The sequence below is a fragment of the Pseudomonas bohemica genome (assembly GCF_002934685.1).
In the GTDB taxonomy this organism is placed as follows: Bacteria; Pseudomonadota; Gammaproteobacteria; order Pseudomonadales; family Pseudomonadaceae; genus Aquipseudomonas; species Aquipseudomonas bohemica.
Genome location: NZ_NKHL01000098.1, coordinates 53746 through 70935 on the forward strand (window position 1 = coordinate 53746; position 17190 = coordinate 70935).

19 protein-coding genes and 1 pseudogene are annotated in these 17190 nt (G+C 59.7%); 12 read left to right on the forward strand and 8 right to left on the reverse strand.

Annotated elements, in window-relative coordinates:
* Window positions 1-20: 20 nt before the first annotated feature.
* Window positions 21-401 carry a hypothetical protein gene (locus tag CE491_RS09075; protein WP_110948018.1) on the reverse strand — a complete coding sequence of 127 codons (381 nt, stop codon included), beginning with the start codon at window positions 399-401 and terminating at the stop codon, window positions 21-23.
* 252 nt (window positions 402-653) lie between these two features.
* Here CE491_RS09075 and CE491_RS09080 point away from each other — a divergent pair, with 252 nt between their 5' ends.
* The 3 genes from CE491_RS09080 to def all read left to right on the forward strand — a co-directional run bounded on the left by CE491_RS09080 (window position 654) and on the right by def (window position 2712).
* Window positions 654-845, forward strand: a complete 192-nt coding sequence (locus CE491_RS09080; RefSeq protein WP_110948019.1) for a CsbD family protein — start codon at window positions 654-656, stop codon at window positions 843-845.
* A gap of 256 nt (window positions 846-1101) precedes the next feature.
* Window positions 1102-2112 (forward strand): YihY/virulence factor BrkB family protein, encoded by a 1011-nt coding sequence (locus CE491_RS09085; RefSeq protein WP_110948020.1) that lies wholly within the window; start codon window positions 1102-1104, stop codon window positions 2110-2112.
* A gap of 60 nt (window positions 2113-2172) precedes the next feature.
* Window positions 2173-2712 (forward strand): peptide deformylase, encoded by a 540-nt coding sequence (gene def / locus CE491_RS09090; RefSeq protein ID WP_110948021.1) that lies wholly within the window; start codon window positions 2173-2175, stop codon window positions 2710-2712.
* A gap of 123 nt (window positions 2713-2835) precedes the next feature.
* Here the strand turns inward: def and CE491_RS09095 are convergent, their stop codons facing one another.
* Window positions 2836-3666 carry a class I SAM-dependent methyltransferase gene (locus tag CE491_RS09095; protein WP_110948022.1) on the reverse strand — a complete coding sequence of 277 codons (831 nt, stop codon included), beginning with the start codon at window positions 3664-3666 and terminating at the stop codon, window positions 2836-2838.
* 156 nt (window positions 3667-3822) lie between these two features.
* On the opposite strand from CE491_RS09095, the gene CE491_RS09100 reads away from it, so the two are divergent.
* The 6 genes from CE491_RS09100 (at window position 3823) to CE491_RS09125 (ending at window position 8697) form a co-directional block, all read left to right on the forward strand.
* Complete coding sequence (locus CE491_RS09100) at window positions 3823-4764, forward strand: fatty acid desaturase (protein WP_110948023.1); 942 nt, start codon at window positions 3823-3825, stop codon at window positions 4762-4764.
* 15 nt (window positions 4765-4779) lie between these two features.
* Window positions 4780-5559: a phosphate/phosphite/phosphonate ABC transporter substrate-binding protein gene (locus tag CE491_RS09105; protein ID WP_110948024.1), complete on the forward strand. Its 780-nt coding sequence runs from the start codon at window positions 4780-4782 to the stop codon at window positions 5557-5559.
* A 214-nt stretch (window positions 5560-5773) separates the two neighbouring features.
* The gene (locus CE491_RS09110) at window positions 5774-6283 is read left to right on the forward strand and encodes a sigma-70 family RNA polymerase sigma factor (protein WP_110948025.1); all 510 of its coding nucleotides are present in this window, start codon (window positions 5774-5776) and stop codon (window positions 6281-6283) included.
* A gap of 67 nt (window positions 6284-6350) precedes the next feature.
* The gene (locus CE491_RS09115) at window positions 6351-7364 is read left to right on the forward strand and encodes an ABC transporter substrate-binding protein (protein ID WP_110948026.1); all 1014 of its coding nucleotides are present in this window, start codon (window positions 6351-6353) and stop codon (window positions 7362-7364) included.
* Window positions 7365-7667: 303 nt separating this feature from the next.
* Window positions 7668-8192 carry a hypothetical protein gene (locus CE491_RS09120; RefSeq protein WP_199885037.1) on the forward strand — a complete coding sequence of 175 codons (525 nt, stop codon included), beginning with the start codon at window positions 7668-7670 and terminating at the stop codon, window positions 8190-8192.
* A gap of 67 nt (window positions 8193-8259) precedes the next feature.
* Window positions 8260-8697, forward strand: coding sequence for a nucleoside deaminase (locus CE491_RS09125; RefSeq protein WP_110948028.1), 438 nt, complete (start codon window positions 8260-8262; stop codon window positions 8695-8697).
* 121 nt (window positions 8698-8818) lie between these two features.
* On the opposite strand, the gene CE491_RS31225 is transcribed toward CE491_RS09125, so the two are convergent.
* The 5 genes and pseudogenes from CE491_RS31225 to CE491_RS09145 form a co-directional block, all read right to left on the reverse strand.
* A complete protein-coding gene (locus tag CE491_RS31225; protein ID WP_267894476.1) occupies window positions 8819-9352 on the reverse strand; it encodes a methyl-accepting chemotaxis protein in 534 nt (177 codons plus the stop codon).
* Window positions 9353-10237: pseudogene (locus CE491_RS31230) on the reverse strand (PAS domain-containing protein); the annotation flags it as partial.
* 351 nt (window positions 10238-10588) lie between these two features.
* Window positions 10589-11590 carry a diaminopimelate epimerase gene (locus tag CE491_RS09135; protein WP_110948030.1) on the reverse strand — a complete coding sequence of 334 codons (1002 nt, stop codon included), beginning with the start codon at window positions 11588-11590 and terminating at the stop codon, window positions 10589-10591.
* 38 nt (window positions 11591-11628) lie between these two features.
* Window positions 11629-12231, reverse strand: a complete 603-nt coding sequence (locus tag CE491_RS09140) for a LysE family translocator (RefSeq protein ID WP_110948031.1) — start codon at window positions 12229-12231, stop codon at window positions 11629-11631.
* A gap of 53 nt (window positions 12232-12284) precedes the next feature.
* Complete coding sequence (locus CE491_RS09145) at window positions 12285-13121, reverse strand: AraC family transcriptional regulator (protein WP_110948032.1); 837 nt, start codon at window positions 13119-13121, stop codon at window positions 12285-12287.
* Between the two features lie 388 nt (window positions 13122-13509).
* Here CE491_RS09145 and CE491_RS09150 point away from each other — a divergent pair, with 388 nt between their 5' ends.
* Window positions 13510-13851 carry a hypothetical protein gene (locus CE491_RS09150; protein ID WP_110948033.1) on the forward strand — a complete coding sequence of 114 codons (342 nt, stop codon included), beginning with the start codon at window positions 13510-13512 and terminating at the stop codon, window positions 13849-13851.
* Window positions 13852-13963: 112 nt separating this feature from the next.
* Window positions 13964-15109, forward strand: a complete 1146-nt coding sequence (locus tag CE491_RS09155; RefSeq protein WP_110948052.1) for a PQQ-dependent sugar dehydrogenase — start codon at window positions 13964-13966, stop codon at window positions 15107-15109.
* A gap of 132 nt (window positions 15110-15241) precedes the next feature.
* Here CE491_RS09155 and CE491_RS09160 read toward each other — a convergent pair whose 3' ends face one another.
* On the reverse strand, window positions 15242-15700 hold the full coding sequence (locus CE491_RS09160) for a PACE efflux transporter (RefSeq protein WP_110948034.1): 459 nt from the start codon (window positions 15698-15700) through the stop codon (window positions 15242-15244).
* Window positions 15701-15815: 115 nt separating this feature from the next.
* On the opposite strand from CE491_RS09160, the gene CE491_RS09165 reads away from it, so the two are divergent.
* Window positions 15816-16742 carry a LysR substrate-binding domain-containing protein gene (locus tag CE491_RS09165; RefSeq protein ID WP_110948035.1) on the forward strand — a complete coding sequence of 309 codons (927 nt, stop codon included), beginning with the start codon at window positions 15816-15818 and terminating at the stop codon, window positions 16740-16742.
* Window positions 16743-17190 lie beyond the last annotated feature (448 nt).

Consider the following 17190-nt stretch of genomic DNA (forward strand, 5'->3'; position numbering starts at 1 on the left):
CCTGCACACTCCGCTGACAGCTACTTCTGCACAAACCCCAGAAAACTCAGATTCGCCCCATTCGGACGCATGTCCTTGAGGTAGGAATCCTTGTCCGCCGACAGCTCGAGGCTCACGGTTGACTTGCGTTTGCCTTCGTTGCGAACCACCACGCCTTCCTTGTGCTCGCGCAGGAATTTGGTCGTGACTTTCAGGTGAATCAATTCATCGGTGCTCGGCGTGTGCAGCAGCAGGTGCAGCCATTCGTACTGGCCGACCGCAAGGCGGCTTACCGGAAGGTCGAACCACCAGATGTTGCGCTTGGGGTCCAGGACGGCGAAATGGGTGTTGTTGGTGCCCAGCACGGCGCCGCCCAGTTGCTCATTGCGGCGCGCGATGGCCTGCTGTTTGTCGAGTTTCATAACGTTCCTGTGGATCTCTATCTCGTGAGCCTGAGTGTGTATCCGCTGACAGAGCAGGATAGCCACCCGGTTCGGCCGCGCATTCTCCGGGGTTGTAGGCTAAACATAAAGGCGAAATTGGTGCCGGCGATGAAAAGCGCGGTTGCGTTTGCGAAAAAACCGCCTGGAAAATATTTGAAACTCTGGTGAACAGGGGCCGGTCAACCCCTATGTCGAGGTTATGACACCTGTTCTTACCGAGGAGAAACAACGATGAGCAGCACTGGCGATAAGATCAAAGGCACCGCGAACGAAGCAGCCGGTAATATCAAGCAAGGCGTGGGCAAAGTTACCGGCGATGACAAACTGCGTGCAGAAGGCAAGGCGCAGGAAGTCAAAGGCGACGTGCAGAAAAAAGTGGGCGATGCCAAAGACGCCGTTAAGAAAGGCGTTGATAAGGCCTGACGGCCCGCGCGCTTCGGGTGCACATACCTCAAGCGAACCAAAGAGTCATCCCTAGCGGCCATCAATTGATGGCCGTTATTGTGTCCGGTCCAGGATTTGCTGATCGTGATTCGTTGAAACGTATCGAACATGGCAAAAGTGCTTAACTGGATGTAAAAAGTCCGCCCGCTATGCGGGCTTACGGAATTTCAAAGCGTTTGCCCGCTCGTATAGGTAAATGTGCTTCAGATACGTCTACGTCGCGAAAGGAGACGCCATGATATTCCCGGATTTGCGCCGGCTACGTGTAACAACGGTGTTGGTCAGAACGGTCAAAGAGTTTCTCGATGACGAGATGTCGACGTACGCCTCTGCACTGGCTTACCAGATGTTGTTTTCGCTGTTTCCGTTCCTGCTGTTCCTGATCGCCCTGATCGGCTTTCTGCATTTGCCCGATTTCTTCAGTTGGCTGCGTCTGCAATCCGAACTGGTGTTACCGCCGCAAGCGCTGGATCAGGTCAATCCGGTGATCGATCAGTTGCAAGAGTCCAAAGGCGGCTTGCTCTCGATCGGTATCGTTATCGCGCTGTGGAGTGCTTCGGCGGGCGTGCGATTGATGATGAGCGCCATGAACGCCGCTTACGACGTGGTCGAAGAGCGCCCGGTGTGGAAACGTATTCCCTTGTCCGTGCTGTACACCATTGGTTTTGCGGGTATGTTGCTGGCCGCAGCGGCCCTGATGGTCACAGGACCTGTCGTCATGAACTGGCTGGCGGCGCAGATCGGCATGGAAGACTTCATCGTCACCTTGTGGACCATCCTGCGCTGGCCGCTGATCATCCTGCTGCTGATGGTTTCGGTGGCGATGATGTATTACGTCATGCCCGACGTTAAACAGGAGTTCCGCTTCATCTCGCCTGGCTCGGTGCTGGCGGTCGTGGTCTGGATTCTCGCTTCCCTGGGTTTTGCCTATTACGTAAAAACCTTCGCCAACTACGATGCCATGTACGGCAGTATCGGTGCGATCATCGTGTTGCTCCTGTACTTCTATATTTCCGCTTCGGTGTTGCTGTTGGGAGCGGAGATGAATGCGGTGATCGAGCACATGTCGGAAGAAGGCAAGGACAAGGGCGAGAAAACCCCTGGCGACGACGGCGTGGATGCCGACCCTGAGACCGCGCATGAAAAGCAGCATGTCTCAGGGCTGGGCCGTGATCACCGTCACGACCAAGACCATGACCACGATTATGAGCAGTCGCTCCAGGTGCTCAAAATCGACAAACCGTGACCAATCCTGTGTCAGGATGCGCTTCTGTGCGGCGCATCCGCCGTTGCCAAAGGTTCTTCCATGATTCGTGAAATCCTGAAAATGGGTGACGAGCGTCTGCTGCGCATCGCGCCACCCGTCCCCGAATCGATGTTCGGCTCCAGCGAACTGAAAACGCTGATCGACGACATGTTCGAAACCATGCGCAGCGTCGGTGGCGTGGGCCTTGCCGCGCCACAGATTGGCGTCGATCTGCAATTGGTGATTTTCGGTTTCGAGCGCAGCGAGCGCTATCCGGATGCCGAAGCCGTGCCGCAGACCATACTGCTCAACCCGCTGATCACGCCGCTCGAACCCACGATGGAAGAGGGCTGGGAAGGTTGCCTGTCGGTGCCAGGATTGCGTGGGGTGGTGGAGCGCTACGAGCACATCCGCTATGAAGGCTTCGACCCCGATGGCAATAGCCTCCAGCGTGTAGCTCGCGGATTCCATGCGCGGGTGGTGCAGCATGAGTGCGACCACCTGATCGGGCGCCTGTACCCGTCTCGGGTCAAGGACTTCACCCGCTTCGGCTTCACCGAAGTGCTGTTCCCGGACATGGACCCGAATGCGGACGATTGAGAGCCGTGGAAAGATTCCATGCAGGTGCGCGGCTCGCCGACGATTGCAGTGTATCGGTGAATCGACAGGCGGCTGACACACCGCTCCGCCGGCAAGTCTTGCAGCTACAGGGCAAAGACCGGATCACTTACCCGGCTTGATAAACCGTAACGTCATCCGGTCCGATTCGCCGACGGCCAGGTATTTCGCCTTGTCCTGCTCACCCTTGATCAACACGGGCGGTAGGGTCCAGACGCCGTCGGGATAGTCCTTGGTGTCCTTGGGGTTGGCGTTGACTTCGCTTTCACCCGCGAGTTTGAAACCCGCAGCCTGGGCCAGTTTCACCACGTAATCGGTGGGCAGGTAGCCGTTTTTTTCGTTGTCCTTGGCGGTGGTTCCCGGCTTGGCGCGGTGATCGACTACACCCAGGGTCCCGCCCGGTTTCAGTACGTCATAGAACGCCTTGAACGTCGCTGCTTCGTTGCCGGCGTCGACCCAGTTGTGCGCGTTGCGAAAGGTCAGAACTGTGTCGGCGGATGCCGGCTTGCCAAACACCGGCGTTTTGGGCGCATATTCGACCACTTCCACCTTCCCGTAATGCGCGGGGTCGGCGGCGTATTTCTGTTTGAGGTTGTCAGCGGATTTTTTCGCGTAATCGCTCACCGAAGGATCGACGATCGCCGCCACGTAATGCCCTTTGTCCTTGAGCAGCGGTGCCAGCAACTCGCTGTACCAGCCGTTGCCGGGGGTGATTTCAATCACGGTCTGGTCGCTACGTACGCCGAAGAACTTCAGGGTTTGCTCAGGGTGACGATACTGGTCGCGCGCAGCATTCTGCGGCACGCGCCAGTCGCCGCTGAGCACCGTTGCGAATTGTTCGTGGCTGATGTTGGACGTGGGCGCGGTGGGTGCGGCAATGGCCACGGTCGAGCCGAGAAGCGCGGCGAGAGAGAAAGCGATGAGCGTTGGTTTCATGTGCGTCCCGTTTCAACGGCAGGAGGTGATGAGCGAGGCTAGCACGCGGGCTTCGCAGGCGATTGGCACATTTGGTTTGGTCGCGATAACCAATCGATCTACAAGATTGTGCGGCGCCGATGCACAAACAGGTATCAGCCAAGTGCAGGAGCGGCAATGCCCAATTATCTCGACAGCGCCCAGCGTGAAGACATCGTCCGTCTGCGCGAGAGTTTTATCGGCCGCACCGAATGGCCGACGTGGCTGTTGCTGATCGGCGTATATGCCGCGTGGTTTGCGCTGTTGCTGCTCAGCCCGCGGCTGGGCGTGTGGCCGACCACTGCGTTGATGATCCCGCTGACTGTGCTGTGGATGTCCTTGCAGCACGAACTGCTGCACGGCCATCCGACTCGCTGGCTGTGGGTGAACAAGGTGCTGGGCTACGCGCCGTTCGCGGTGTGGTATCCGTACACGCTGTACCGCGACACGCACCTGCAGCACCATCGCGATGAAGACCTGACCGTTCCGGGCCTGGACCCTGAAAGCCGCTACCTCAGCCAGTTGAACTGGCAGCGTACGGGCCCGCTCATGCGCCTGTTGCGCTGGCTCGACAAAACGCCGCCGGGGCGACTGGTGTTCGGTGTGCCTTTAGCGCTGGCCGGTCTGATCCGCGGGGAATCCGCCCGGCTGCTGCGGGGCGAGCGTCAGGCCTGGGCGATGTGGGTGACCCACGGGTTTTTCCTGGTGCTGATGTTCGTCTTTATCGAGCGCTGCAGCGCCCTGTCGAGCCTGCATTACCTGCTGCTGGTCAGCGTGCCGGCCCTGGCGATTTCGATGGTGCGCTCCTACTACGAGCATCGTCCTGCCGAGCATGCCCATCAGCGCACGGTGATCAACGAGGCTTCATGGCCGTGGCGCTGGCTGTTTCTCAATCTGAATCTGCATCTGGTGCATCACGACTTGCCGGGCCTGGCCTGGTATCACATTCCAAAGGTCTATCACGACCGCCGCGAGCAATGGCTGGCACGCAGCGGTGGTTTTCTGTTGCCCGGATATGCTGAACTGTTTCGCCGTCACAGTTTCAATCCTATCGACAGTCCTCAACATCCATACGTCTAGGTCCGGTATTCGCACATGGCTCAGGGTTTGGCTGAATTACTGATGTACCTCGCCCCCGAGCGAGTGCGTGTGGCCCAGGAGCAATGGCTCGGCCGCGTGCTTGAACTGCTCGGCGCAGAGCGTCTGGATGCGCAACCGCCGGACCTTGAACGGCTATGGCTCTCCCCAAGGCTGCTGCTGACTCAGACGTGCGGCTATCCGCTGATGACGCTGCTGCGCGGCAAGGTGCAGGTAGTCGGGCGTCCGGTCTATCAGTTGCCCAACAGCGCGCACGGCAATCATTGCAGCGTGCTGGTGGCGCGGGCCGACGACCCGCGTCAACAGCTTGAAGACTTTCGTGGCAGCCACGGCCTGCTCAACTCTCAGGATTCCAATTCCGGCATGAACCTGTTTCGTCATGCGCTGGCGCCTTTGCAGCGGAACGGACGTTTCTTTGCGCAGGTGTCGCTGACCGGCGGGCATCGCAATAGCCTGGCGGCGCTCAAGAAAGGGCGAGGGGATCTGGCGGCGATCGACAGCGTGACCTTCGATTATCTGGCACGGGACCACGGTGATGAGGTGGCCGGGTTGAAGGTGATTGGCCGCACGGCGAACGGGCCGTGTCTGCCGTATATCACGCGATTGGGCGCAGACGGGGAGCGTATTCGTCAAGCGATGAATCAGGCCCTGAAGGAGTTGCCGGAGGTCGCGCAAGTGCTCGCCATTGGCGAGGTGTTGCCAGCGAGCGAGGAGGATTATCAGGTTTTGCTGGATTACCAGGCTCAAGCACAGGAGTTGGGTTTAGCAATATTGTAGGCGCGCCCTTGCCCGCGATGGCTGGTTGTCCGTGCTGTGATTGTTGACTGATACGCCCAATCGCGAGCAAGCGCGCGCCTATGCCGAAATCTTCCTATATTCTTTAAAGGTTTATAAAAATCACTTTTAAGTATTATTAATGCATAAAAACCCTTGTTAGCATGGTGCTACCCACTCACCGGGCAGAACAATAATTCATGCCAAGGGAATTCTTATGTCTGGCGTCGATCTGTCCCATCGCCAATACCTCAGCGAGCTTTTCCAGCGCCATTACGCTTGGCTGTGTGACCGCCTGCGGCGTCATCTGGATGGGCCGGAAAGTGCCGAAGACATTGCCTCGGAAACCTTTGTGCAACTGCTGTCCTCACCCAATGTGGTGCCGATTCGCGAGCCCCGAGCGTTGCTGACGACCATCGCGCAGCGGCTGATCTACCAGCGCTGGCGTCGCCGGGACCGGGAGCGGGATTATCTGGACGGGCTGATATTCGAAGAGGACGCCCACGTGCCCTCCCCGGAAAGCCTTGCCGCCACCCTGCAGACCCTGGACCGCATCGATCACCGTCTCAATCGCCTGCCGCCCAAGGTCAAAACGACCTTCATGCTGTCGCGCAGCGCCGGTCTGACCTATCCCGAAATCGCCACCCAACTGGGCATCTCCTCGCGCTCGGTCAGTGACTACATGGAAAAAGCCGAAACCTGTTGCCTGCGCGCTTGTCTGGAATGAAGCGTGTGCTGTGCTAAACCCTACTGAGCCGTATCTATTCCCGAGCCGACAACTGCGAGAGACAACAATGACATCGATCAAACACCTGCTGGGCGGCTCGCTGCTGGCGCTGGCGGTACTGACTCAGTCTGCCCACAGCGCGGAAAAGACCGCGCCGATCCATTTTGGTGACATCACCTGGGAAAGCGGCAGCCTGATCACCGAAATCCTGCGCACCATCGTCGAGAAGGGCTACGGCTATCCGACCGACAAACTGCCGGGCAGCACGGTGAGCCTCGAGGCGGCGCTGGCCAAGAATGACATTCAAGTGATCGGTGAAGAGTGGGCCGGACGCAGCCCGGCGTGGGTCAAGGCGCAAGCCGAGGGCAAGGTTTATGGCCTGGGCGACATCGTCAAAGGCGCGACCGAAGGCTGGTGGGTACCGGAATTCGTGATCAAGGGTGATCCGGAGAAAGGCATCAAGCCGCTGGCGCCGGACCTGAAGTCGGTGTCCGACCTGCCCAAATACAAAGACGTGTTCAAGGATCCGGAGTCCCCTGACAAAGGTCGCTTCCTCAATAGCCCGACCGGCTGGACGTCCGAAATCGTCAACACGCAAAAGCTCAAGGCCTACAAGCTCAACGACAGTTATGTGAATTTCCGCACCGGCTCCGGCGCTGCGCTGGACGCGGAAGTGGCTTCGTCTATCCGTCGCGGCAAGCCGGTGTTGTTCTACTACTGGTCGCCAACGCCGTTACTGGGTCGTTTCAAACTGATCAAACTCGAAGAACCGCCATTCAACGAAGCGGCCTGGAAAACGCTTGCCGATGCCAATAACCCTAACCCCATCGGTTCCAGCTCGCTGGCGGCACACCTGGCCATCGGTGTGTCCGAGCCTTTCCATAAGCAGTACCCGGACCTGGTGAGCTTCTTCGAGAAGGTCGACCTGCCGATCGATCAACTGAACCAGACGCTGGGTGAGATGAGCGAAAAACGCCTGGAGCCCGATGCCGTTGCCAAAACATTCCTCAAGAATCATCCCGAAGTCTGGACGCCGTGGGTGCCAGCCGAGGTGGCGAAGAAGGTGACGGCGGGTCTTTGAGCCAGGCTCGAACATTGACCGCTGATCCCTCGTAGCAGCCCGGCTTGCCGGCAGCGGCGGTCTTGAAGCCGCTGCCGCGGATTAGCCGCGCTGCTACAGAGTGAGACGTACTTATCCTGTGAGAATTATTCCGCTTCCCTCCCGCGCTACCCCCACTGCACCTCAACCTTGCCCGGATTCCGCGGTCTGAATCCTGAACGCCGGGTTGACGCCGCGTTGACGTGAGTCTGGCCGGCTGGCAAACCATTGCTTGGCTGCCAGCGTCACCGTTGATCACACACATAAAAGTCGCCGGGAGAGGACATGGGATATAGCAGATCAACTGCCTTGACGATTCTAGGTAAGGTCGCCCTGTTGGGGCTGTTGATTCAAGCGCCTAATGTTGCGCTGGCGGGGGAATCGGCACCTGCAACGACTCCGTTGCACTCCGCCCCGTCCAGTGCGCTGGCTTTCGTGCAGGACCGGCATCTGGGTGAGGGTCTCGGCTGGCTGGGGTATCAGGTGGCATCGCGCACTGTGACCTTCGCCACCATTGTCGAAACGGTGGGGCGCACCAAGGCCCAGGAAATCGTGCAGGACGAATTGCAATATCTGCAGCCGCAGTACCAGCAAGAGTGGGATCGAAACCTCGCTGCCGCCTATGCGGCGTCGTTCTCACCCGAAGAGCTGACGGCCCTCGACGTCGGCGACCCACCGCCGGACATCGCCAATAAATTCCGCGCCAAGCAACGCGATGTCGGCCTGGACATGAAAGGCCGCTCCAGCGAGTTGCTGAAGGTTTATGTGTCGACCGCGCTGGACAACGCGCTGAAAAAAGCCAAGCCTTGAGCTTTCGGGCCTTTTGCGAAAAAAGGCCTGGCGCATTCTTTTTGATTCAGACGGGGAAGGGATAAACATGGACTCATTCATGCAGGCGGCCATCGACGAGGCGCAAAAGGGGCTGGAGGAGGGCGGTATTCCGATCGGCTCGGTGATCGTCCACGACGGCAAGATCATCGGCCGCGGCCATAACCGCCGAGTTCAGGAAGGTAGCGCGATCAAGCATGGCGAGATGGACGCCTTCGAAAACGCCGGACGTCAACCTGCCAGGGTTTATCGCGAGGCTACGCTCTACACCACCTTGTCGCCCTGCGCGATGTGCAGCGGGGCGATCCTGCTGTATGGCATTGGTAAAGTGATCGTCGGCGAAAACCAGACGTTCATGGGCGAAGAAGAACTTCTGCGCTCCCGTGGCGTGCAGGTGGACGTGGTGCACAACGCAACCTGTGTCGGGCTGATGAAGCAGTTCATTGCCGACAAGCCTGAGCTATGGAATGAGGATATCGGCGAGTAGGTTTCTTAGGCCGCACGCAACTTCCAGCGGTATGGCGTGCCGGCGGTGGCGTCCTCGAAGCGCTAGCGCCGGCAAGCCGTGCGGCTACACATCACATTGCCAGATGCCACCGGTCAGCAATTCAATCGAGCCGCAACGTCGAATTGAACTGGCTGATCGCATCCACCACATGGCGCGAGCCTTGTTGAATCTCCAGAATCACTTCCCCGGCCTCGTTGGCCAGTTCTACCCCGGTACCCGTTCGGCTCAGGCTCGATTGCATGCTCGACACCGCACTTTTGGCCAATTCGTTGTTCTGCCTCACCACATCGACGATCTCGATCGTCGCCTGGCTGGTCCTCGCCGCCAGGCCCCGGACCTCATCGGCTACCACCGCAAATCCGCGCCCATGTTCTCCTGCGCGCGCCGCTTCGATCGCTGCGTTGAGAGCCAGCAGGTTGGTCTGATCGGCAATCCCGCGAATGGTCTGGACGATGGTGGCGATGATTTCCGACTGCTTGTTCACCGCATCGATGCTGTGGGCCGCTTCGTTGAGGTCATGGGAGATCTGCTCGATCACCTCCACCGTCTGCTGCACCACGGCCGAGCCCTTCTGCGCACAGGCGTCGGTACGCACCGACGTGTCATGAGCGGTGGTGGCGGCATTGCGTTGCACGGTGACTTGCTCGGTGATGTCGCTGGCGAATTTCACCACTTTATAGAGCCTACCCTTGGCGTCGAACAGCGGGTTGTAGGTGGCTTCCAGATAGACCGTCTGACCGTGCTTGTTCACCCGCTCGAAGCGGTGAGAGTGATATTCGCCGCGATTGAGCGAGCTCCAGAACGCCTTGTACGCCGGGGATTCCACCTCGGCGTGGGTGCAGAACATGCTGTGGTGTTGGCCCACAACCTCGGCAAGCGAGTAATGCATGGTCTTGAGAAAATTTTCGTTGGCGTCGATGACGCGACCGTCAGGGGAGAACTCGATCATCGCCATGGAGCGGCTGATGGCGCGGAGCATGCTCTGGTTCTCATGGTCCTTGTGCGCGCGTTCAGTGATGTCGGCAGCGACCTTGATCACGCTCTGGACCCTGCCTTCGGTGTCATAAACCGGCATGTAACTCGCTTCCAGCCATATTTCGCGGCCGGATTTGTCCAGACGCACGAACGTGCCGCACAGCGGTTCGCCACGGGCCAGGTCGCGCCACAACTTGCTGTAGGCTTCACTGTCGCAGAATGTCTTTTCGCAGAAGATCCGGTGATGCTTGCCCACCAAATCCCCAGGTTGATAGCCCATGGTCAGGCAGAAGTTCTCATTGGCGTCGAGAATGATGCCTTCCGGCGTGAATTCGATTATCGCCATGGAGCGACCGATCGCCGCCAGTTTGGCGTTCGACTGGCACAGCGCAGCGGTGGATATCTGCAACTCGGCCTCGACGGCCTTGCGGACTGAATTGAACATTTGCCACCTACCTCGAATAAATACGAGACCGGTCACCGTGACCGTTTTCCATGATTGGCTGAAACGACAATCGACCTGAGAAACCGTAGCATGAGTCATGGCTGTATGACATCATTGGGCGGTGAGCGGTATAGAAAGTGGCTGAAAGGTGCCGGATAGAGAGAGTCCAGGGCGTTGAAACAGATGTAGGCCGGTCGTCTGATGACGATCGAACCGATCAACGGTTGCAGGTTTGCAGGATAAGCGGGGGGGCGCTCCCTATTCGGTGCCGGACGTCCATGCTCGATGACTGATGCAGCCCGCGGCTGGGCTGCTTAACGCGTAACTTCAGAGCGTAGCCAAGGGCAGGACGGATGCAATCCATATCGTGGCAATTTCATATTCGAGTGCGTGGAATCTCACAGATCGCCCCGGGTGACCCGCTCTGCCTTCGGCGAAGACTGCTGCGCCTCAGCGCCGAAGGCGGGCCTGGCCGAATAGCTGGACCTGCTTGAGCTGGCCCTCTTGCTCGATCAGGCGCACCGGAGCGGTGCCGCCTGGCATGACCACTTCCACTGTGCCAGCCTCGACCCAGCCGCAGAGCCAGGCGGCTGAAGCGACGGCACTGGCGCTTGTGCCGGAAGAAGCGGTGGGCCCCTCGCCGCGTTCGAATACCCGTGCCATGATCCTGTTCGGTGCGACTCGCGCAGCCCATTGCAGGTTGATGCCGGCCGGGCAAGGGTCGCCTTCACCGAACTCGCCGGCGGCAAAGGCGATGCGAGTCAGCGCCTCGTTGAGGGGAGTTTCGTGCAGTTCTTCGAAACCCGGTAGTGAAGCGGCGTCGGCCACCAGCGTGACGCAGTGCGGATTGCCGACCCTGACAAACACGCTGGTCTGCCAGTCGGGATGCAACTCGGCCAGGCGCGCGACCCGATTGGCCGGAGTGTCATTGATGACTGCCTCGCCAAGCCCCGCGCCCTTCGCGCCGACCGCCACCGCGCCGAAACCCGGTGTGCCGATGTCCAGCCAGAATCCTGAAACACAGTCGATTACCGCAGGCAGCACTTCGGTGGGCGAGGGGCTGGCCGAATCTTCATGATCGTGATGCACATTCAGCACAAAGACCCCGTCTTTCGGCGTGCGACCGGTGTCAGCCAGCGACTGCGAAAAGATCGTCAGTCCGTTGCCACTGCGTTCGGCCAGGGTGCCGTCGGTGTTGACGATCAGCACGTCGAACGGCGCCGCTTGCTGAAAAGGGCCCACCAGCAAACCATCCGAGCGGTGCGGCTTGCTGCCCGCGGGACGCTCGCCCTCGGGCCAGCCGCAGATCTGGGCGACCGCTCGAGGGGCCCAGCTGCGACGAGCGAGCGCAGCATCGGCAGCGGATTGCGGCACGTTCACACCCAGCGCACGCAGGGCGTCAGGGGACATCACGGCGTAGATATTGCCGCGCGCATCGTAGAAAGGGGGCATGGCAGTGTCCGGGGGCGGCGTTGGAAAACGGCATTAAATCACACCACCAACGTCAACCACGCCGAGATTACCAACAACAGCGCCATCGCTTGATTGAACCGCTTCATGCTCTGCGCCGAACGGCAGAACCTGGCCGCACTGACACCCAGCCAGGCCCAGGCGCTCATGCACGGGATCGACACCAGAAAGAACGCCAGCGACAACCACATCACCCGCAGCATGCGATCGCCGTCAGTGCCGGCAAACACACTGACCACGGCCAGCGCCATCATCCAGGTTTTCGGATTGACCAGTTGCAGGCCTGCCGCGCCCCACAGCCCCAGGCGCGGCCCGCTGGCGGTTTTTTCCGCGTCCATGGCTTCGGCAGGGGCACTGAATATCTGCCACCCCAGCCAGGTCAACCAGGCGATGCCGACCCAGCCCATCACCGCCTGCACTTGCAGGTGCCGAGCCAGTACATCGCCCAGGCCAGTGCCGACCATCAGCACCAGCGACGCCGCACCTGCACAGGCGCCCAGCACGATCGGCAAGGTGCGCAGCAGGCCATGGCGGGAGCTGTTGGTCAGTACCAGAATGTTGGTCGGGCCGGGGGTGATGGAGGCAACGAAGGCGAACAAAAGAAAGGGCAATAAGGTTTCCATGGGACAACTCGGCAGCGATTGATCAAGCAGCGATCATCGCGGGACGCGGGCTGTCAGTCTGGAAGATTTGAGCAACGCCGGCGGTAGTCGGCGGGCGTCATGCGGTAGGCGCGTTGAAACCACCGGCCCAGATGGCTCTGATCGGCAAAACCCAACGCGGCGGCGACGCTGACCGGCAGTTCGCCGCGGGCCAACAGGCGACGGGCGCGGGTCAGGCGCAATTGGATCAGGTAAGCGTGGGGCGCCAAGCCAAAGGCGGCCTTGAACGCCCGGCTCAACCGGAAGCGATCGACACCGGTGACCCTGGCCAGATCGTCGAGACCGATGTCCTGATGCAGGTGACTATGCAGATAGTCGCGCGCCCGTTGCGCCACCAGCGGCAGGCGAGGATCGGGATTGATCAGTGCGCGCCAGTGCAAATGGCTAGTCAGGCTCGAGAGCAGATTGTCCAGCGCGGTCTGGCGCACGATGCGGATCTCGTCGCTGTGCATGGCTTCGAAAGCACTGGCGGTGGCGATGGCGAGCCGAGTGTCATCGGCCAACGTGGCGGCGAAACTCAGCTGCGCGTTGTCCGGCGCTTCTTCGAACTGCGCGCGTAATTCACGCTCCATCCAGTGCGGGTCCAGATACAGCGTGCGATAGGTAAAGCCTCCCGCTTCCGGGGCGTGGCCGTCGTGGATGTCACCGGGCTCGAGCAGGAACACCTTGCCCGGCGTGCTGTTGTATCGCTGACGGCGGCAGTTGAATTGCTGCACACCCTGTTCAGTGATGCCCACCAGATAGCTGTCGTGCCAATGCGGATCGTACGCATGCCCCTCAAAATGTGCGCGCATCGTCTCGATGCCGGACGCAGCGTCCTGCTTGAGATCGATCCAGTTGCGTTCGGGCATGAGGGCTCCTGATGTGAGGGTGCGGCAGGGTCGCATCGATATCTGCAGGCATCTATTCGTAGTAGCGGCTTGCAGGCAGCAGCGATTTCAGGACCCCATTGCGCAAGCTGTGCTATGGCCATTCCACTATCGAACTCTGCTTAGCGTATCGACAGGCTAACGCAAGGTCTGGAAGATTTGTGCAGCAGGCGACCGGGCGCCTTCGGTCGTTCGTCCGCAATCAAGAAATCTGCGGTGATGATCTCCGCCGCAGCACGCTTGACCATCCTTGTAACAAAGTGAACGGTCCTACGCGTTGCTCATCCATCCTCGCCGCGAACCTACGCGCTCCGTCGCCATCAAACACCGGAATCGTCACTCATTCATACCCATCTCCATGAGGTAAATGATGAACAGCTTTCTGCGACGTCTTGCACTGTTTTCCCTGTCCGGCCTGTTGACTACAAGCCTGGCTCAAGCGGGCGACAGCGCCGCGCAATCCCCGCAGCAACTGGCCGCGGCCAGCGCTGCCAACCGCAGCAACAACAATTCCGATAACGGCGCCATCCGCCGCGCCAACCCCAATAGCCGCCAAGGCACGCAATCGATCTCGCCCACCCCGCGCGGGCCAAACCTGAACCCAGCGCCGCAACGCTCGCCGACCCTGGAAAACGGCGGCATCGGCAACGGCTACCCTACACGTCAGTCAGCTCCGCGACCCTCCAGCGGCAACGAACGCGGAAGCAATTGAATTGGCAACACACGCTTATCGATAGCCCCATTCAGCTCTTCGGGTCAGATCGCCAGGCCAGCTGTCGAAGCCAACTTTCCAGCAAAAGGAATCGCTTATGTTGCGTAAAAGCATGATCCGCAAGACCTTGATCGCGACCTTCTGTGCAAGCGCATTTTTCAGCGTTTCGCTTCACGCGTCCGCCGCCACCTACAAGAGCGAGGAGGGCACGCTGACGGTGGATGAAGTTGTGGGCGGTCTGCAGCATCCCTGGGCAGTGGCGTTTTTGCCGGAGGGCCACGGCATGCTGGTGACCGAGCGCACCGGCAATCTGCGCCTGATCAACGGTGACGGCAAACTCTTGCTGCCGATCTCCGGCGTTCCGAAAGTCTGGGTGCAGGGGCAGGGCGGACTGCTCGATGTCGAGCTGTCGCCGGATTTTGCCAAGGACAGAATGGTCTACCTGACCTACGCCGAGGCGGCGGCTGATGGCAAGACCGGCGGCACCGCCGCGGGGCGTGGGCGGCTCTCGGAGGACATGACCAAACTCGAAGGCTTCACCCGGATCTTCCAGCAGCAACCGAAACTGTCGGTCGGCAACCACTTCGGCTCGCGCATCGTCTTCGACCGCGACGGTTTTCTGTTCATCGCTCTGGGCGAAAACAACAACAGGCCCACCGCACAGGATCTGGACAAACTGCAAGGCAAAATCGTGCGTCTGTACCCCGACGGATCGATCCCCAACGACAATCCCTTCGTCGGGCAGAAAAACGTTCGCCCGGAAATCTGGAGCTATGGCCATCGCAATCAGCAAGGCGCCGCACTCAACCCCTGGACCGGCACCCTGTGGACCAACGAACACGGCCCGATGGGCGGGGATGAGATCAACATCATCGAACGCGGGGCCAACTACGGCTGGCCGATTTCCACGTTCGGCATCGACTACAACGGCCAGCCGATCTCCGAATCCAAGGGCGAAATCGTCGAAGGCGTGACCAATCCGTTCCACGTCTGGAAGAAATCCCCCGCCATCAGCGGCATGGCGTTCTACAACTCCGACAAGTTCAAGCAGTGGGACCACAACATCTTCATCGGCGCGCTGGCAGCGCAGGTGCTGATCCGTCTGGAACTCAAGGACGACAAGGTGGTGCATGAAGAGCGCCTGCTCGGCGATCTCAACTCGCGCATTCGCGATGTGCGCCAGGGGCCGGATGGTTACCTGTATGTGCTGACGGATGAAGATGACGGCAAATTGCTGAAAGTAGGGTTGGCGCAGTAGGGCGTTGGCGCATAAACCCTTTACAGCAGCGCGCTTGCCCGCGAATGCATTCTGTCAATTACCGCAACTGGACCTGACAGGAGGTTTTCGCGGGCAAGCGCGCTCCCGCAATTGTCTTTGAGGCACGGGATATCAGCCGGACACGCCCTCCCGCGCCGACACGGGTGCATCGAACACCCGATCAAACGCCCACTGAAACACCAGCGCATAAAAGAAGAAAAACACGAACAATCCCAGATCGGTGACCAGCGCGGCCCACCACGAGATGCTCAGCCACCACGCCACCAGCGGCACCAATAACAGCACCAGCCCGCCTTCGAACCCCAATGAATGCAGCAGTCGGCGACGCAGGGTTCGCATGCGCTGCGCCTGCCGCGCCTCCCAGTATTCAAATACGTAGTTGTAGAGCATGTTCCAGACCAGGGCGCTGGCGGAAAGCATCAGCGACAGCGCGCCCGCGTGGGCCAGTTCATCGTCGTAGATCAGCGAAAGGGTCGGTGACAGCACCGCGATGGCGATGACTTCGTAAAGGATGGCTTGAACCAGTTTGCGTCTGTGGCCTTGAAGGCTGGTTTGCGAGGTGCCTTGCATGATGATTTCCGTGAGGGTGGCAGGACGAATGTCGGTCACGCTACCGGGCCGTCTGATCGCTGAAAAATGAGATAAATTGTCCCCGCGTCAATTCAATTCATGCAGGGAGTTGCCCGTGTTTTCCAATCTTCCGCTCACCGCGGTGCGCACCTTCGAAGCGGCGGCCCGGTTGGGCAGTTTCAAGTTGGCGGCTGAGGAATTGTCAGTGACGCCGGCGGCCATTTCCCATCAGGTCAAAACCCTGGAAGCCTGGCTCGGCGCGATGCTGTTCGAGCGTTCCGGCCAGGGTGTGGTGCTGACGCAAGAGGGTGAGCGGTTGTATCGCCAAACCCATCGCGCGCTGATGGAGATCAGCCACAGCCTGGAGAGTTTCTGCCCGCAAACTGCTTCACAGACGCTGACCCTGTCGACCACGCCAGGCTTGGCGGCGACCTGGTTGATTCCTCGGTTGGCTGGGTTTTATCGGGCATATCCGCAGTTCAATGTGCGGGTCGACACGCGCAACGAACGGGTCGATCTGCTGCGCGATTCCAGCATCGATCTGGCGATTCGTACCGTCAGTCGCGATGATCCGAGTCTGTTTCGGCAAGACCTGATGAACGAGCGTTTCGGCGTTTACGCAGCGCCAGGTCTGGTGGAGTCGCTGGACAGTACAAGCGTCGAACTGATCGACCTGCGCTGGCAGATTCCCGGTGCGTTTCCAATCAATTGGAAAAGCTGGTGTAAGGCAGCAGGTTGTGAAGGCTGGCTTGAGACAGCGCGCATGCGGGAGTTCGACGATGAGCATTACGCCCTGGGTGCGGCCGTGGCAGGCCATGGGCTGGTGCTGGCGAGCAATGTGCTGGTGGCGGACAGCGTGCAGCGCGCAGAACTGGTGGCCTACAGGCCCGAAATCAGCCTGCCCGGCCCGTGTTATGTGGCGGTGTGCGTGCCGGGAAGGGAGCGCCAGGCTCAGGTCAAGGCGTTTCTGGCATGGCTGGGCGAGGAAGTGGCAGCACAACGCCGCGTTGACGTATGCAATGACGGGTTGGCACGCGAATGAGGAAGGCATCGGTTCTGGTTGCACGAATACCTGTTGAAATGAGCTTGCTCACGAAGAGGCCGGTACATCCGCATTTAGGTGCATGGCCTGAAAGTCAGCCTTTGAGATAAGGCACTGGTTCTGGTTACGCACGAATACCCGTGGGAGTGAGCTTGCTCACGACGAGGCCGGTACATCCGCATTTAGGTACATGGCCTGAAAGTCAGCCTTTGAGATAAGGCGCTGGTTCTGGTTACGCACGAATACCTGTGGGAGTGAGCTCGCTCACGAAGAGGCCGGTACATCCGCATTTAGGTGCATGGTCTGAAAGTCAGTCCTTGAGATAAGGCACTGGTTCTGGTTACGCACGAATACCTGTGGGAGTGAGCTTGCTCACGAAGAGGTCGGTACATCCGCATTTAGGTACATGACCTGAAAGTCAGCCTTTGAGAAAAGGCACCGGTTCTGG

Excerpts from the sequence above, each read along its gene's own strand:
- CE491_RS09155 (WP_110948052.1), top strand. The coding sequence starts at position 13,964 with ATGATCCGCAAGACCTTGATCGCGACCTTCTGTGCAAGCGCATTTTTC.
- CE491_RS09075 (WP_110948018.1), bottom strand. The coding sequence starts at position 401 with ATGAAACTCGACAAACAGCAGGCCATCGCGCGCCGCAATGAGCAACTG.
- CE491_RS09125 (WP_110948028.1), top strand. The coding sequence starts at position 8,260 with ATGGACTCATTCATGCAGGCGGCCATCGACGAGGCGCAAAAGGGGCTG.
- def (WP_110948021.1), top strand. The coding sequence starts at position 2,173 with ATGATTCGTGAAATCCTGAAAATGGGTGACGAGCGTCTGCTGCGCATC.
- CE491_RS09160 (WP_110948034.1), bottom strand. The coding sequence starts at position 15,700 with ATGCAAGGCACCTCGCAAACCAGCCTTCAAGGCCACAGACGCAAACTG.
- CE491_RS09085 (WP_110948020.1), top strand. The coding sequence starts at position 1,102 with ATGATATTCCCGGATTTGCGCCGGCTACGTGTAACAACGGTGTTGGTC.
- CE491_RS09140 (WP_110948031.1), bottom strand. The coding sequence starts at position 12,231 with ATGGAAACCTTATTGCCCTTTCTTTTGTTCGCCTTCGTTGCCTCCATC.
- CE491_RS09150 (WP_110948033.1), top strand. The coding sequence starts at position 13,510 with ATGAACAGCTTTCTGCGACGTCTTGCACTGTTTTCCCTGTCCGGCCTG.
- CE491_RS09080 (WP_110948019.1), top strand. The coding sequence starts at position 654 with ATGAGCAGCACTGGCGATAAGATCAAAGGCACCGCGAACGAAGCAGCC.
- CE491_RS09120 (WP_199885037.1), top strand. The coding sequence starts at position 7,668 with ATGGGATATAGCAGATCAACTGCCTTGACGATTCTAGGTAAGGTCGCC.
- CE491_RS09105 (WP_110948024.1), top strand. The coding sequence starts at position 4,780 with ATGGCTCAGGGTTTGGCTGAATTACTGATGTACCTCGCCCCCGAGCGA.
- CE491_RS09110 (WP_110948025.1), top strand. The coding sequence starts at position 5,774 with ATGTCTGGCGTCGATCTGTCCCATCGCCAATACCTCAGCGAGCTTTTC.
- CE491_RS09115 (WP_110948026.1), top strand. The coding sequence starts at position 6,351 with ATGACATCGATCAAACACCTGCTGGGCGGCTCGCTGCTGGCGCTGGCG.
- CE491_RS09145 (WP_110948032.1), bottom strand. The coding sequence starts at position 13,121 with ATGCCCGAACGCAACTGGATCGATCTCAAGCAGGACGCTGCGTCCGGC.
- CE491_RS09100 (WP_110948023.1), top strand. The coding sequence starts at position 3,823 with ATGCCCAATTATCTCGACAGCGCCCAGCGTGAAGACATCGTCCGTCTG.
- CE491_RS09135 (WP_110948030.1), bottom strand. The coding sequence starts at position 11,590 with ATGCCCCCTTTCTACGATGCGCGCGGCAATATCTACGCCGTGATGTCC.
- CE491_RS09095 (WP_110948022.1), bottom strand. The coding sequence starts at position 3,666 with ATGAAACCAACGCTCATCGCTTTCTCTCTCGCCGCGCTTCTCGGCTCG.